The sequence below is a fragment of the Amycolatopsis sp. NPDC058986 genome (genome assembly GCF_042741125.1).
Lineage (GTDB): Bacteria > Actinomycetota > Actinomycetes > Mycobacteriales > Pseudonocardiaceae > Amycolatopsis.
In genome coordinates this window covers 25,131-40,437 of the sequence record NZ_JBHYJW010000064.1, presented here as the reverse complement: position 1 = coordinate 40,437, position 15,307 = coordinate 25,131, and the positions used below count along the sequence as shown (strand labels likewise).

The following is a 15,307-nucleotide window of genomic DNA, read 5'->3' as shown; positions in this document are numbered from 1 at the left end:
TCAGACCTCCAGCCTGGCCGCGGCGAGCACTGCGCCCGACGCGACGAGTTCTTCGACAGCGGCGATTTCCGGCGCCAGATGCCGGTCGGGCCCCGGCCCCTCGACGCGGGTGCGCACCAGCTCCCGGACACGGCCGGTGACCGGCGACGGTTCGAGGGGGGCGCGCATGTCGAGCGCGCGGGCGGCGGTGAGCAGTTCGATCGCGAGGACGGTGGTGAGCCCGTCGACGGCCTTGCGCAGCTTGCGCGCGGCCGACCAGCCCATGGAGACGTGGTCCTCCTGCATGGCGCTGCTCGGGATCGAGTCGACCGAGGCGGGCACGGCGAGCCGTTTGAGTTCGCTGACCACCGCGGCCTGGGTGTACTGGGCGATCATGTGCCCGGAGTCGACACCGGGGTCGTGCGCGAGGAACGGCGGCAGGCCGTGCGAACGGGCCTTGTCGAGCATCCGGTCCGTGCGGCGCTCGGCGATGCTGGCGACGTCGGCGAGCGGGATGGCGAGGAAGTCGAGCACATACGCGACGGGCGCGCCGTGGAAGTTGCCGTTGGACTCGACGCGGCCGTCGGCCAGTACGACGGGATTGTCCACAGCGGACCGGAGTTCGCGGTCGGCGACGAGCTCCGCGTGAGTCAGGCTGTCGCGGGCGCCGCCGTGCACCTGCGGCGCGCAGCGCAGCGAATAGGCGTCCTGGACGCGGTTGCAGTCCGGGCCCCGGTGACTCTCGACGATCTTCGAGCCCTGAAGGGCCTTGAACATCCGGGCGGCGCTGGTGGCCTGGCCGGGGTGCGGCCGCAGCGCCTGGAGGTCAGCGGCGAAAACGCGGTCCGTGCCGAGCAGCGCCTCGACGCTCATTGCCGCGGTGATGTCCGCGACGTCGAAGAGCTTGCGAAGGTCCGCGGCGGCGAGCAGGAGCATGCCGAGCATGCCGTCGGTCCCGTTGGTGAGCGCGAGGCCTTCCTTCTCGGCGAGGACGATCGGCTCGATACCCGCGCTCTTGAGCGCCTCTGCGGCAGGCTTGATCTCGCCGTCGTGGCTGACTTCGCCCTCTCCCATCAGCGCGAGCGCGATGGCGGCGAGCGGAGCGAGGTCACCAGAGCAGCCGAGCGAGCCGTACTCGTGGACGATCGGGGTGATGTCCGCGTTGAGCATGGCCGCAAGCGTTTGCGCGGTGACCGGGCGGACGCCGGTGTACCCGCTGGCGAGCGTCCGCAGACGCAGCAACATCAGCGCGCGAACGACCTCGGCCTCGACCGCCGGGCCCGCCCCGGCGGCGTGCGAGCGGATCAGCGACCGCTGGAGCGCCGTCCGGCTCTCGAGCGGGATGTGCCGGGTGGCGAGCGCGCCGAAGCCGGTCGAGACGCCGTACGTCGGCGTCGCGGCGTGGGCGAGATTCTCGATGTGCTGGCGAGTGGCGGCGAGGTTCTTCTCGGCCGCGTCACTCAACGCGACGGGCGTACGCCCGCGGACGACGTCGACGACCTGTTCGGCGGTCAGCGGCTCCGCGCCCAGGACGACACGAGCGTCACCCGGGCGCGGCGAGGTTACGGAGTCGGGCATGGGCTCATTGGACAACGTCGTGACGCCTGGTGGGATGCCCCGGAGAGTGGTTGTGTCTGGAATCCCAGACGCGTCCCGTTAGGCTCCCCGGAGGAGCAAGGGACCTTTGCTATCGATCGTTTGCTTCGGCTAAACAAGCGTGAGCAAAGGTCCCTTGCTTCATCCCGACGCGGAGGAGGTGGCCGATGGGTGAAAGCAGCGAGGTCCCGGCGCTGCGACGTGGGCTGGCCGTGCTGCGCCTGCTCGCGGGGCGCGCGGGCCCGGTGACGGCCGCCGCCATCGCCCGGGAGCTCGGCCTCCCCCGGTCCACGACCTATCACCTGCTGAACGAGCTCGAAGCCGCCGGTTTCGTCGCGCATCTGCCCAGCGAGCGCCGGTACGGGCTCGGGATCGCGTCCTTCGAACTGGGCTCGGCCTACCTGCGGCACGATCCGCTGGAACGGCTCGCGGGCCCGTTGCTGCGGAAACTCGTCGACCGGGTCGGGCACACCGCGCACCTGGGCGTCCTGCACGGCAGCGAATCGCTGTACCTGATCAAGGAACGTCCCACCCGCCCGGAAACGCTGGTGACCGACGTCGGCGTGCGGCTGCCCGCGCAGCTCACCGCGTCCGGCCGCGCGATCCTGCGGCATCTGCCCGCCGCGCATGTGCGCGCCCTGTTCCCGGCCACCTCGTCGTTCGTCCTGCGCACCGACCGGGGTCCCCGCACGCTGGCCGACCTGCGCCGGACCCTGACCGAGGAACGGCGGCTCGGCTGGTCGGTCGAAGACGGTCACGTCACCGCCGGATTCGCGTCGGTCGCGTGCCCGGTCTTCGACCACGGCGCCCGCCCGATGGCGGCCATCAGCGTCACGCTGCGCCACCTCTGCCCGGACGAACCCGAGGTCTGCGGCCAGACCTGGCCGGACCTCGCGGCGGAGGTCGCCGCCACTGCTGCCGAGCTCACCACCCGGATCGGCGGCGTGCCGGGTTGAGCGAGGGACCTTTGCTCACGTTGTTTAGCCGAAGTAACGAGCGTGAGCAAAGGTCCCTCGCTTCGCTCCCGGCCCACGGGCTGAACACGCAGTTGGTGCGATCGGGCCAACTGCCGCCGAACGACTCGATTCCGTAGCTGTCGGTCACTACCGTGGACGACGAGTGGGCACGGGGAGAAGGCCGCTCATGGGGACGCGCGGTTTCCGCGCGAGGGGGAGGCATCTGCGCCATGGAATGCCGTGAAGTTCGTGCACCCGGTTTCGTTTCGCCACGGTGGTGGTCACGAAGACCCGCCGGAACCATCCCGGCAATAGCCGTCAGGCGTGGGCCCGTGTGATGCGCATGGCCGCGGAGCCGAGCCGGTACACCCGTAGCCCACTCCTCTGGTTGGCCCGATGGCGTCTCTGGTCGCAGCGGCCACATGTCATCGTGTTCTGTCTGTTCACCGAAGCTGCCACGGCGGCAGCCACGGTCGTTCTCCTGATCCGGACACGGCCCGACGGAAACGCGGTACTGACCTTCTGTGTCCTTCTCGCGGCCGGAGTCGTGCAGAGCGAATTCGGCCGCCAGATCGAGCGCGACTACCGGCGGCTTACCGGCCCGCCCTACATCAGCATGTCGTCGGTATGGGTTTTCGCCGGTGTGCTCTTGCTGCCGCCGGCGCTGACGGCGCTGCTCACGGGCGGCTTGTACCTGCATCTCTCGACTCGCAGCTGGAACCGCCTGCGCCAGGCCGCGCCGTTCCGGTCGGCCAGCAACGCCACCATCATCGCCCTTTCCGGTTTCGCCGCCCACGGCGTCCTCGCCCTGTGCGATGTCGGCGGGATGGCCGCCGCGGTGAGCCGCGGGTGGACCGGCGCGCTCGTCGTCGCCGCGACCGGCGTCGCCTATTTCGTGGTCAACGCTCTACTCGTGCTGCCTGCCCAGAACGTCGTGGGCCGAACAGCCCAGGAGCTGTTCGGGACCTGGGGCGACAACCGGCTCGAACTGGCGACGCTCTGCCTCGGCGCGCTCAACGCACTCACCCTGGCGACGATGCCGTGGCTGGTCGTGCTGGTACTGCCACCGTTGCTGATCCTGCAGCGCACAGTGCTGGTCAAGCAGCTCGAAGCCGCCGCCAACCGTGACGAGAAGACCGGTTTGCTCAACATCTCGGGCTGGCGTGTCCTAGCCGAACGCGCTCTGGCGACGGCGGCGCAGCGGCGCAGGAGGTTCGGGCTGCTCATGATCGACCTCGATCACTTCAAGCGGGTGAACGACACCTACGGCCACCTCGCGGGCGACGCTGTGTTGAAGGCCGTCGCGGGCGCCATCACCACTGCGGTCCGTGATCGCGACGACGCCGTCGGCCGGTTCGGCGGTGAGGAGTTCGTGGTGCTGCTGCCCGACGTCGCGGAGCCGGACATCGCACCGGTGGCCGAGCGGATCCGCCAGGCCATCAGCCGGCTTTCGGTCCCCACCGAGCACGCGACGGTTTCGGGCTTGTCCGCGTCCATCGGGAGCGCGTCCTACCCGCGCTCCGGGACGACTCTGCCGCTTCTGCTCGACTCGGCCGACAACGCCCTCTACCACGCCAAGTCCACCGGCCGGAACAAAGTAGTCCACGTAACCGACCTCGGCTGACGCCCCCAAAGAGGAGCAAGGGACCTTTGCTAACACTTGCCCCGCGACCAGCAAAAACACGCCCCAACCGCCCACGAAGGGGACTGCCGGATGGCCACCAACCGGCACGAACCACCTGACGCAACCACACCGGATGGGGGTCCGGGGGCGTGCCCCCGGCCGGGGTGTGGGGGCTGGGCCCCCACAAAACACCCGACACAAGGAAGGGGGCGAGCGCTCTCCGCGAGCACTCGCCCCCAGACTTGTGGAGGTGCCGGGAATTGAACCCGGGTCCTCTAGCGCCTCCTCAGGGCTTCTCCGTGCGCAGTCCACTGTGTCTCTACTTGGCCCCTCCGGTCACGTGAACAAGCCGAAGTGACGGGCCCAGCCACTGTTGATTTCCCGATCAGGCCCCGTGGCCGGGACTGACGGTAATCCTCCTAGCTGATGCCGGAAACCGGGGCGGAGGAAAACCCGGTCCGACAGACTACGCGCTCGCTCAGGCGGCGAGGGCGTAGTCGCGCTGGCTATTGGCCTTGGCGCTTATTGGTTTGCGATGACGCTTACGGTGGTCTCTCGCCTGCACCGGCACGCTTCTCCTGACTCGACGTCCAGAGTCGAAACCGTTCACCCCCTTGGTGTGGGACATAACCTGTACAGCATAACGCGTCTGACTAGCGGTTTGTTTCCGGCGGGTGGTGGGGTTGGCCCTACCTGGGAGATGCCCGCTCACACCATGTCGCGGTGGGCGCGGGGACGGGATGCTGGGGTTCTCGTCCAGGAGAGGAGTCACCATGGTCACCGCATCGGCTACCGGCGAGGCCGGCCGCCACGCCCCGGCGCTCGGCGGTTCGCTGGCGTTCCTGCTGTTGAGCCTGCCGCTCGGAGCCGTTGCGTTCGCCCTGTTGGTCGGGCTGGTCCCGGCAGGGCTCAGCACAGCTGTGGTGTGGGTCGGCGTGCCGATCCTGGCATTGGTGGTGTTGTCGGCGCGAGGTGCGGCGCGCATGGAGCGCGCACGGGTGTACGCCCTGCTGGACACCTACATCGACCTGCCGTATCTGCCGCTTCCGGCCGGCTCGCAGTCGGCGCGGTGGAAGGCGCGGCTCAAGGATCCGTCGACGTGGCGGGACCTGGCCTACCTCTTCCTGCTGTTCCCGCTGGGCCTGTTCGAGTTCGTCCTGGTGACGGTGTTCTGGGCGACGAGCCTGGGGCTGGTCGCGCTGCCGATCTTCTACCGGTTCCTGCCCGACGGCGCGTACTTCTTCCCGTCCTACGATCTGCGGTGGATCACGGTCGACTCGACCGTGGCCGCGCTGCCGTGGGCGGCGCTGGGGGTCCTGTTCGTCGCGTTGTCGGTGGCGTTGACCAAGGCGCTGGGCGGGCTGCACGCGAAGTTCGCGACGGCGCTGCTCGGGCCGACGATGGCACAGCGGCACCGGATGGAGAAGGCGTGGAACGAGGTCGAAGAGATGAACACGGTGGCGGGATGACGACCGAGGAACAGGTACCGGTGGAGGTCCCGCGGCCGGGCTCGGTCCGCGCGATCCTCTACATGATCGCGAGCTTTCCCCTGCGGCTGATCCAGTTCGTGCTCGCCGTCGTGGGGTTCGCGGTGGGTATCAGCACCGTGGTGGTCTGGATCGGGTTCCCGATCCTGCTGGCCACGACGAGTTTCGTCCGCTGGTCCGGAGACGTCGAGCGACGCTGGGCGCACAAGATGCTGCGGGTGCCACTGCCCCCGGTCGAACGGCTGTCGACCGAGGGCCTGCCATTCGTGCGGAGCTGGCTGGTGCGGCTGACCGACGCGACGACCTGGCGCGATCTGGCCTATCTGATCGCGGCGTTCCCGCTCGCGTGTGCGGAGTTCCCACTCGCGATCGCGTCGATCGTGTTGCTGCCGATGGCGATCTGGGTGCTCCCATGGGTCGGCTGGCTGCACGGGAACGTGGCGCTCGCCCTGCTCGGGCCGAACCGGACGAAGCGGCTGGAGCAGCGCGCGCAGCGCCTTCAGGCGTCGCGGGCCCGAGGCGTGGACGCGGCCGAGGCCGAACGCCGTCGGATCGAACGCGACCTGCACGACGGCGCGCAGCAGCGGCTCGTCGCCGTGGCGATGAGCCTCGGACGGGCGAAGTCGAAGTTCGAGAACGACCCGGCCGCGGTACGCGAACTGATCGACGAGGCGCATTCGGACGCGAAACTCGCGGTGTCGGAGCTACGTGACCTGGCTCGCGGCATCTATCCGGCGGTGCTCGGGGACCGCGGCCTGGACGCGGCGCTGTCCGCACAGGCGGCGAAGTCACCGATCCCGGTGGACGTCAAGGTCGACGTCGAGCCGCGGCCACCGGCGGCTGTGGAAACGACCGCGTACTTCATCGTCGGCGAGACGCTGACGAACATCGCGAAGCACTCAGGCGCGTCCGAGGCGGCAGTGAAGGTGTGGCGATCGGACACCCACGTCATCGTGGAAATCACCGACAACGGCCACGGCGGCGCCGAAATGCGGCCGGGTGGCGGGCTCGCCGGGCTGGCCGACCGGGCCGCCACGATCGACGGCGTCATCACAGTGGTGAGCCCGGAGGGTGGCCCGACGGTCATCCGGGCGGACCTGCCGTGTGAGTGGTAACCGATTCGTGAGTGAATAGCGGGGTCGCAGTTCACTCACGAATCTGGGGGCCCCATGCGGGTAGTGATCGCCGAGGACGCCGTGCTGCTGCGGGCGGGGGTGACGCGCCTGCTCGCCGACGAGGGGATCGAAACGGTCGCCGCGGTCGACAACGGCGACGACCTGCTCGGCGCCGTCACCGAACACCGGCCCGATCTGGCGATCGTGGACGTCCGGATGCCGCCGACCTTCACCGACGAGGGCTTGCGTGCCGCATTGGCCGCGCGCAGTGCCCTCCCCGGCTTGCCTGTGCTGGTGCTTTCGCAGTACGTCGAGGAAAGCTATGCGGTCGAATTGCTCTCCGGCGGCGCCGGCGGTGTCGGCTATCTGCTGAAAGAGCGCGTCGCGGACGTCGCCGAGTTCTTGGACGCGGTCCGCCGCGTCGCCGGTGGCGGCACCGCGATCGACCCCGACGTCATCGCGCAGCTGATGGCCCGCGGCCGCAAGAACCCGCTCGACGCGCTGACCGCGCGCGAGTCGGAGGTGCTGGGCCTGATGGCACAGGGGCTCTCGAACACCGCGATCGCGAACTCGCTGGTCGTCTCCCACGGCGCCGTCGAGAAGCACATCGGCAACATCTTCTCGAAGCTCGGCCTGGAAGCCAGCGCGGAGGAACATCGCCGGGTCCGCGCGGTGCTCACCTACCTGGGCCGCTGATCCCCGAGGGAGCAAGGGACCTTTGCTATCGCCGGAGAGGAGCAAGGGAGCTTTGCTATCGCCTGGCGGAAGCAAGGGACCTTTACTATCGTTGCTTAGCCGAAATAACCAGCGTGAGCAAAGGTCCCCCGCTCCTCCTCTCCCGGTAGGCTGGATCGAGCGGTCACCCGTTCCGACGGCAGAACCCGCGGTTCCGCTCACTTACCATGGGCGAGACGTCGCCCGGCCGAGTGAGGAGTCGCGATGACAGGCCGCCCCACCCAGAGCGTCCGCTTCTTCGGCGGACCGCTGGACGGCCGCGTCCACGAACTCGGCGACGACGAACTGGTACCGGGCACCGTCGTCCGGCACATCCATCTCCACGGCGGCCCCAAGATCGAGACGCTCTACGAGCTGGGTCTCACCGAAGAGGGCTGGGAGTACCGCGTGTCGGCCGAGTCCCGGTCCGAGCCCGACAGCATCCGCGAATCCTGATCTCCGCGAAGAGGTAGGGAGAACCCCACCTCCGGACGGGCAGAAACCCCCGGGCGGATACGGCAGTCAGCACCGCTGTTTTCCCAGGTCAGGGCGACCAAGCTGGACGCATGCAGACAAGCCAGCAGGTCACCCCGCGGTCCGCGCGCGGGAGCCGCGACATCTTCCTGGACGTGATCCGGGCGGGAGCGATCCTCGCCGTCGTCGCCCAGCACTGGATCATGCCCGTGCTGTCCTACTCGAATGGGCGTCTCGAGACCGGCAACGCACTGGCCACGCCCGGCTGGTGGGCCCTGACCTGGCTGTCGCAAGTGATGCCTCTGGTCTTTTTCGCGGGCGGTGCCGCGAACCTGATCTCGCTGAGCCGCGCGGAATCCCCGCGCTCCTGGCTCGCCGCGCGGGTCCGGCGGCTCATGCTGCCGGTTCTGCCGCTGCTGGCGGTGTGGCTGGTGGTGCCCGACGTCCTGCGCGGTCTCGGCGTCCCGGATCAACCATTGCAGATCGCCAGTGCGATCGCGGCGCAGCTCCTGTGGTTCCTCGCGGTCTACGTCCTGATCGTCCTGCTCACTCCGCTCATGGTCGCCGCGCATCGCCGCTGGGGCCTGCGCGTCCCGCTGGTGATGGTCGCCGCCGGCGTGCTCGTCGACATCGCGCGCTTCAACGACCTCGGCCTGATCGGCTACGCCAACGCCGTGTTCATCTGGGTCGCCGTGCACCAGCTCGGTTTCCACTACGTCGACGGCAGGCTCGGGTCACTCGGCAGGCGCGGCGCGCTTGCACTGTCCGCCGCCGGTTTCGGGATCACCGCGCTCATGGTCGCCTTCGGCCCCTACCCCGCCAGCATGATCGGCATGCCGGGCGCACCGGTGTCGAACATGAGCCCGCCGACCGTCCTGCTGGCGTTCCTCGCGATCGGCCAGATCGGCCTGCTGCTCGCGTTCAAGTCACAGTTGACGCGCTTCGCCGCACGCCCGGCCCCTGCCGCCGCGCTGGGCTGGATCGGCCCGCGGTTCATGAGTGTGTACCTGTGGCACATGCCGGCACTGATCGTCGTCTCCGGCATCACGGTCTACGCCCTCGGCTACTCGACGCCCACGCCCGGCTCGATCGAGTGGCTGGCGATCACCCCGGTGTGGGTCGCGGGCTGCGCCGCCGTGCTCGGCCTGCTGCTGCGGGCGTTCGGCCAGTTCGAGTCGATCCGCGACCGCACGGTCAGCACCGCCCGCCTGCCCCAGCTGATCGTGGCCGGGCTGCTCGTCTCCGGCGGCCTGCTCGGCCTGGCAGCGCACGGCTTCGCACCGCTGAGCGACGGGATCGCGCACGGTCCGGTGCCGTGGGTGGCGCTGGCGGCCGTGGGATTCCTGCTGGCGGGCAAGCACATCCCGGTGACGCGGCTGGGCACCCAGTTCCTGGGCAAGGCCACCGCGCTCACCAGGAACGCGCAGGGCGCGGCGATCAAACGCTGAGCAGGCGTGCGGGCGTGTCGTGCAGTACCGCCCGCAGGAACGGTTCTCCCAGGCGATCGTCGGCTGCCCAGCCGGCGATCGCCTGCAGCTGTGTGGCGTAGGAGTACGGGATGTTCGGGAAGTCCGTGCCGAGCACGATGCGGTCGGCGAAGGCGGCCAGCCGCGCCGTCCAGTCCGGGGGCAGCGGGGCGCCGCGCTCGCTGAACGGGACTCCCACCATCGTGGTGTCCAGGTACACCCGCGGGTACTTCGCCAGGAGATCGAGCGCGGTCGAGTACTCCGGGGAGCCCGCGTGCGCGAGCACCGCGGTCAGCTTCGGATGCCGGGCCAGGACCTCACCGAAGATCCGCAACCCGGTGAAGTCGCCCCGCAACGGGCCGTGTCCACAGTGGACGACCACGGGAACACCCGCGTCGGCGAGCGATCCCCATACCGCGTCGAGCAGTTCGTCACGCGGGTCGTAGGCACCGACCTGGACATGTGCCTTGAAACACCGGGCTCCCGCACGCAGCGCTTCGTCCACTGAGGACTCCGCAGCGGGTTCGGGATAGAACGTGCCCGTGGGCACCGCCTCCGGCACCCGTTCGGCGAACTCCAGCGCCCAGGACGTCAACCATTGCGCCATCCCGGGCTTGTGCGGATAGACCAGTGGTGCGAACCGGCGGACATCGAACGCGCGCAGAGTGTCGATCCGCTCGTCCTCCGTGGTCCGGTAGTGCACCGGCCACGGCATGCCGTAATGCGCCTCGGCCCGGTCGAAATAGGCCCAGACCTTGTCCATCACCGGCTTCGGCAGGAAATGGACGTGCAGGTCGACGAGCCCGTCGAGCCCGAGGGACGCCGTCCAGCGTGCGACGTCGGCGTCGGACGCCGGACCGGCGCTCACTCGGTGAACCTGCCCTTGAGCGCCCTGCCCATGGCGCGGCTGATGTCGCGCTGCGCGTCGCGTTTCGCCAGTGTCTGCCGTTTGTCGTAGGCCTTCTTACCCTTGGCGAGCGCGATCTCGACCTTGACCTTGCCGTCCTTGAAGTACATCGACAACGGCACCAGCGAGAGACCGCTCTCCTTGGTCTTGCCGATGAGCCGCTCGATCTCCCTGCGGTGCAACAGCAGTTTCCGGGTCCGCCGCGGCATGTGGTTGGTCCACGTGCCCTGCGTGTACTCGGGGATGTGCACGTTGCGCAGCCACACCTCGCCGTCGTCGACGGTGGCGAAGGCGTCCGCGAGCGACGCCTTGCCCGCGCGCAGGCTCTTCACCTCGGTGCCCTGGAGCACCAGGCCGCACTCGTAGGTGTCCAGGATGGAGTAATCGTGGCGAGCCTTGCGGTTCGACACGATTACTTTGTGGCCACGTTCCTTGGGCATAAGGCGACTCTACGTGATTCTCCCGGCTGGAGCAGGTGGTTATCGCCGCTAGTGACGGACGTACAGCCGCAGCGTGACGTACCCGGTGATCGCGGAAATGACCACGGACACGGCAAGCAGGATCGGCGCGACGGGGAACAGCACCTCGAGCATCGTGATCTTCGGGAGGACTTCGCCGGTGAAGACCGAATCGAGGAACGTTGCCTTCACCGCCACCAGGAAGATGACGCCGAGCACCGCACCGACCACGCCGGCGACCACCGCCTCCAACAGGAACGGTAGCTGCGTGTACCAGCGCGTCGCGCCGACGAGCCGCATGATGCCGACCTCGGTGCGCCGGGTGAACGCGGACACCTGGATGGTGTTGGCGATCAGCAACAGCGCAGCGATGGCCATGATCAGCGCGGCGAGGAAGGCGAGGTTGCGCGCCCCGTTGAAGGCGTTGAAGACCCGGTCGAGGAACTTCTTCTGGTCGTCGACCTTCCGCACGCCGGGCTGCCCGGTGTACTCCTTGACGATCACTTCGCTGCGATCCGGGTCCTTCAGCTTCACGTGCAGCGACGCGGGCAGCGACTCGGGGCCGGTCAACGCCACGAGTTCCGGCTGGCTCTCGAAGATCTTCTTGAACCGGTCGAAGGCCTGGTCGCGGTTCTCGAACACCACGGACTCGACGCCCGCGCTGCTCTGCAGCTTCTGCCGCAACGACTGGCACAGCTGCTGCGCGCAGTTCTTGTCGTTGGCACTGATGTCATCGGTGAGGTAGACGGAAACCTCGACGTCGGCCATGAAGTTGGCCTTCATCTTGTCGAGCGTCCGCACGGCGAGCAGACCACCGCCGAGCATGGCGAGGGAAACGGCGGTGGTGAGGATCATCGCGATGGTCATCGTGACGTTCCGGCGCAGGCCGGTGAGTACCTCGCTGAAGACGAAACTGGCGCGCATCGCAGGTGGATATCCCTTGTGGTTCGGGGGTTGACGGAGCTGGGCGGGTGAACGAGGTCAGCGACCGATGCCGTAGACCCCTCGGGCATCGTCGCGGATCACCCGGCCGAGTTGCAGCTCGACGACCCGGCGGCGCATGGAGTCCACGATGGAATGATCGTGGGTGGCCATGAGCACGGTGGTGCCGGTGCGGTTGATCCGCTCCAGCAGCAACATGATGTCCTGGCTGGTGTCCGGGTCCAGGTTCCCGGTGGGCTCGTCGGCCAGCAGCACCAGCGGCCGGTTCACGAACGCGCGCGCGATCGCCACGCGCTGCTGCTCACCACCGGACAGCTCGTTGGGCAGCCGATCGGCCTTGCCGTCGAGGCCGACCAGCTCCAGCACCTCGGGCACGACCTTGCGGATCGTCTGCCGCGGCTTGCCGATGACCTCGAGTGCGAACGCGACGTTCTCCGCGACGGTCTTGTTCGCGAGCAGGCGGAAGTCCTGGAACACACAGCCGATCGTCTGCCGCAGGCGCGGGACCCGGCGGCGAGCCAGCTTCGCGACGTCGAAGTTCGACACCATCACGCGGCCCTTGGACGGCACCTCTTCACGCAGCAGGAGCCGGAGGAACGTCGACTTCCCCGAGCCCGAGGGCCCGATCAGGAAGACGAACTCACCCTTGTCGATGTCGACCGACACCCGCTCCAGGGCAGGCCTGGTCGAGGTCTTGTAGACCTTGGAAACCTCTTCGAGCCGGATCACGATTCGGCATACTACCCATTGGGTTCGTTAAGCCGAGGTTGCCCGTGCCCCGGGGGTGAGCAAGGGACCTTTACTACCGCCGGGCGATAGCAAAGGTCCCTTGCTCCTCTTCGGGAAAACCGGCGGTCAGGCGGCCGTGGTCTGCTGCTTGCGCCAGCGGATGCCCGCCTCGAGGAAGCTGTCGATCTCGCCGTCCAGCACCGCCGACGGGTTACCGACCTCGTACTCGGTGCGCAGATCCTTGACCATCTGGTACGGGTGCAGCACGTAGGAGCGCATCTGGTTGCCCCAGCTGGAGCCGCCGTCCTTGAGCGCGTTCAGCTCGGCGCGCTCCTCCTCCTTCTTGCGCTGCAGCAGCCGCGCCTGGAGCACCTTCATCGCCGCGGCCTTGTTCTGCAGCTGCGACTTCTCGTTCTGACACGAGACGACGATGCCGGTCGGGATGTGCGTGATCCGGACCGCGGAGTCGGTCGTGTTCACGCTCTGTCCACCAGGCCCTGACGAACGGTAGACGTCGACCCGGATGTCCTTCTCCGGGATGTCGACGTGGTCGACCTCTTCGACCTCGGGGAGCACCTCGACGTGTGCGAAGGAGGTCTGGCGCCGGCTCTGGTTGTCGAAAGGCGAGATGCGCACCAGGCGGTGCGTGCCCTGTTCGACCGACAACGTCCCGTACACGTACGGCGCGCTCACCTTGAACGTCGCCGACTTGATGCCCGCCTCTTCGGCGTAGGAGATGTCGTAGACGTCGGTCGGATACCCGTGGCGTTCGGCCCAGCGCAGGTACATGCGCAGCAGCATCTCGGCCCAGTCGGCCGCGTCGACGCCACCCGCCTCGGAGCGGATGGTGACGACGGCGTTGCGCGCGTCGTACTCACCGGAGAGCAGCGTGCGGACCTCGAGGGCGTCGATGTCCTTGCCGAGCTCGGTGAGCTCCTCCTGGGCTTCGCTCTGGCTGCCGGAGTCACCCTCGGCCTCGGCCAGCTCGTAGAGCACGCCGAGATCGTCGAGCCGCTGGCGCAGCTCGGAGACACGCCGTAGCTCGGCCTGCCGGTGGGACAGCTGGCTGGTGACCTTCTGGGCTGCCTCGGGGTCGTCCCAGAGGTTGGGGCTGGAGGCCTGCTGTTCCAGATCCGCTACCTGAGCGCGCAGCGCGTCCAGGTCCATCACCGACTCGATCTGCGCCAGTTTGCCGGTCAGGTCCCTCAGTGCCGCGTCGAACTCATCACTCACGCCTGCCAAGGTTACGGCAAAACCCACGACCGGTTGCGAGGAACCGGCCGTGGGTGGGGTGAATCAGGCGGACGGGATGGCGTCGAGCAGCTTCAGCGCGGCTTTGGCCTGCGCCTGAGCGAACTCGCCGACGGCCTTCTCGTAGGGCCCGTCGGCCGCCTTCGTGGCGGCTTTCGCGTCGTCGAGCTGCTGGCCGTAGCTGGAGCGTGCGGTCTCGAGGAGCGAGGCGCGCTGCTTCGCGGTCAACGACCCGGCGTGCACGAGCCGCAGGATGAGCGGGCTGCGCAGGTGGTCGGGACCGGCTTCGGAGGCCAGCCAGTTCTTGAAGGCCTTCTTGCCGGCTGCGGTGATGACGTACTGCTGGCTGGAACGCGGGCCCTGCTTGCCGAGCCGAACGAGGCCTTCCTTGGACAGCGCCGGGAGCTCGCGGTAGACCTGGCTGCGAGTGACACTGAAGAAGGCGCCGAAGCGCTCACCCGCCCCTGCGACGAGCTGCCCGCCGGTGGCGGGACCGTCGTGGAGCAGACCAAGCAGAGCGGCGGCGGTTGCATTTAATTCGGACACGTCCTCTACGTTCCCACTTCTCGGCCGCTGTGTCCACAGTGGTCAGCACATCTGTCCATTGTGGCTAGTGAGATCCGCTCGTTCGGCCCAATCAGGCCCTAGTCCACAGTGGACCCGGCCACGCTGCGCAACCGACCCCGCCAACCAGCCCAACCTTCTCGGCCATCCAGCACAGCATTCACGGCACCGGTTGGAAACGTTGTCCTATTTTCGCTTCTGCTTTTCGCCGGTAGCGCACAAAGGCAACCTCCAGTGGAGGGACCGGCCTTCACGCGTATCGCAAGAACCCTGCTGCCAGACCTCAGAAACACCACAAAAACAAGACCCGGCTTGCGGAATCCGCAAGCCGGGTCTCTTCCTCTGTAGCGGGGACAGGATTTGAACCTGCGACCTCTGGGTTATGAGCCCAGCGAGCTACCGAGCTGCTCCACCCCGCGTCGTTGTAAGGAAAGACTACCGGACGCCCTCAACCGGTTTTCAGGCACCCCTCCCTAGCGCCCTGCACCCCCGCTGGCCTGCCACAACTCACCCGCCCAGCAGACTCCCTCCCCCGATGGCCGCTCCCGCCATCACCCTCCGCAACCCACGCCCCGCAGCCCCATCTCGCGACACGCCCACCCTCTCCCGCGCCATCAAGGGACCTTCGCTATCGCCGACCAGCATCAAGGGACCTTTGCTCACGCGCCCGAGGAGCAAGGGACCTTTGCTATCGCTCGCCGACCCACCAGCCGCCACCCCGCAAAAACACCCCAACTACCACAACCCGCACCACACAACGACAACCCGCCGCCCACGCTCACCCTGCCCCGAAGCTCAACGCGACCACACTCAACGCAACCAACACGCCAGACGTAACCACCGCGGCGGGGGATCCAAGGGGGCGGAGCCCCTCTTGGCGGGGCCCGGGGGTTCGACCCCCGAAGAAAACGCGAAAGAGGCCCGGGGGTGCGGGTTACCCCAACCCGGGGCCCCCACCCCGGGATGCGGGGTGTGGGATTTAAAAAAATAACACCCCACCCCACCAGGAACAAAAAGGGGTTGGGTGAGGTTGTAGGAATAGTGG

General features: G+C 68.1%; 14 protein-coding genes, 1 tRNA gene and 1 other RNA gene. 7 read left to right on the top strand and 9 right to left on the bottom strand.

Going from position 1 to position 15,307, the window contains the following annotated elements; all coding sequences use genetic code 11:
• Positions 1-1,557 (bottom strand): histidine ammonia-lyase, encoded by a 1,557-nt coding sequence (gene hutH / locus ACFW0G_RS37845; RefSeq protein WP_378330314.1) that lies wholly within the window; start codon positions 1,555-1,557, stop codon positions 1-3.
• Between the two features lie 185 nt (positions 1,558-1,742).
• Between hutH and ACFW0G_RS37840 the strand changes: the two genes are divergently transcribed.
• Both ACFW0G_RS37840 and ACFW0G_RS37835 read left to right on the top strand, forming a co-directional pair.
• On the top strand, positions 1,743-2,531 hold the full coding sequence (locus tag ACFW0G_RS37840; RefSeq protein WP_378330313.1) for an IclR family transcriptional regulator: 789 nt from the start codon (positions 1,743-1,745) through the stop codon (positions 2,529-2,531).
• 430 nt (positions 2,532-2,961) lie between these two features.
• Positions 2,962-4,155, top strand: a complete 1,194-nt coding sequence (locus ACFW0G_RS37835; RefSeq protein WP_378330312.1) for a diguanylate cyclase — start codon at positions 2,962-2,964, stop codon at positions 4,153-4,155.
• A gap of 242 nt (positions 4,156-4,397) precedes the next feature.
• On the opposite strand, the gene ssrA is transcribed toward ACFW0G_RS37835, so the two are convergent.
• Positions 4,398-4,769, bottom strand: a transfer-messenger RNA (tmRNA) gene (gene ssrA / locus ACFW0G_RS37830).
• A 159-nt stretch (positions 4,770-4,928) separates the two neighbouring features.
• Here ssrA and ACFW0G_RS37825 point away from each other — a divergent pair.
• The 5 genes from ACFW0G_RS37825 (at position 4,929) to ACFW0G_RS37805 (ending at position 9,393) form a co-directional block, all read left to right on the top strand.
• A complete protein-coding gene (locus tag ACFW0G_RS37825) occupies positions 4,929-5,624 on the top strand; it encodes a sensor domain-containing protein (protein WP_378330311.1) in 696 nt (231 codons plus the stop codon).
• Positions 5,621-6,757: a sensor histidine kinase gene (locus tag ACFW0G_RS37820; RefSeq protein WP_378330310.1), complete on the top strand. Its 1,137-nt coding sequence runs from the start codon at positions 5,621-5,623 to the stop codon at positions 6,755-6,757. The genes ACFW0G_RS37825 and ACFW0G_RS37820 overlap by 4 nt, the downstream gene beginning before the upstream one ends.
• A gap of 54 nt (positions 6,758-6,811) precedes the next feature.
• The gene (locus ACFW0G_RS37815) at positions 6,812-7,453 is read left to right on the top strand and encodes a response regulator (protein WP_378330309.1); all 642 of its coding nucleotides are present in this window, start codon (positions 6,812-6,814) and stop codon (positions 7,451-7,453) included.
• A 243-nt stretch (positions 7,454-7,696) separates the two neighbouring features.
• Positions 7,697-7,927, top strand: coding sequence for a hypothetical protein (locus ACFW0G_RS37810; RefSeq protein WP_378330308.1), 231 nt, complete (start codon positions 7,697-7,699; stop codon positions 7,925-7,927).
• A 110-nt stretch (positions 7,928-8,037) separates the two neighbouring features.
• Complete coding sequence (locus ACFW0G_RS37805; protein ID WP_378330307.1) at positions 8,038-9,393, top strand: acyltransferase; 1,356 nt, start codon at positions 8,038-8,040, stop codon at positions 9,391-9,393.
• Here ACFW0G_RS37805 and ACFW0G_RS37800 read toward each other — a convergent pair.
• The 7 genes from ACFW0G_RS37800 to ACFW0G_RS37770 form a co-directional block, all read right to left on the bottom strand.
• Entirely contained in the window at positions 9,383-10,279 is an 897-nt protein-coding gene (locus ACFW0G_RS37800) for an amidohydrolase family protein (protein WP_378330306.1), read from the bottom strand. The two genes, ACFW0G_RS37805 and ACFW0G_RS37800, sit on opposite strands and share 11 nt — an antisense overlap.
• Positions 10,276-10,758 (bottom strand): SsrA-binding protein SmpB, encoded by a 483-nt coding sequence (gene smpB, locus ACFW0G_RS37795; RefSeq protein WP_378330305.1) that lies wholly within the window; start codon positions 10,756-10,758, stop codon positions 10,276-10,278. The genes ACFW0G_RS37800 and smpB overlap by 4 nt, the downstream gene beginning before the upstream one ends.
• Before the next feature lie 48 nt (positions 10,759-10,806).
• On the bottom strand, positions 10,807-11,700 hold the full coding sequence (gene ftsX, locus ACFW0G_RS37790) for a permease-like cell division protein FtsX (protein ID WP_378330304.1): 894 nt from the start codon (positions 11,698-11,700) through the stop codon (positions 10,807-10,809).
• Between the two features lie 57 nt (positions 11,701-11,757).
• Positions 11,758-12,447, bottom strand: a complete 690-nt coding sequence (gene ftsE, locus ACFW0G_RS37785) for a cell division ATP-binding protein FtsE (protein WP_378330303.1) — start codon at positions 12,445-12,447, stop codon at positions 11,758-11,760.
• Between the two features lie 126 nt (positions 12,448-12,573).
• Positions 12,574-13,680 (bottom strand): peptide chain release factor 2, encoded by a 1,107-nt coding sequence (gene prfB / locus ACFW0G_RS37780; RefSeq protein ID WP_378330302.1) that lies wholly within the window; start codon positions 13,678-13,680, stop codon positions 12,574-12,576.
• 63 nt (positions 13,681-13,743) lie between these two features.
• The gene (locus ACFW0G_RS37775; protein WP_378330301.1) at positions 13,744-14,244 is read right to left on the bottom strand and encodes a PadR family transcriptional regulator; all 501 of its coding nucleotides are present in this window, start codon (positions 14,242-14,244) and stop codon (positions 13,744-13,746) included.
• 363 nt (positions 14,245-14,607) lie between these two features.
• A tRNA-Met gene (locus ACFW0G_RS37770) sits at positions 14,608-14,681 on the bottom strand.
• Positions 14,682-15,307 lie beyond the last annotated feature (626 nt).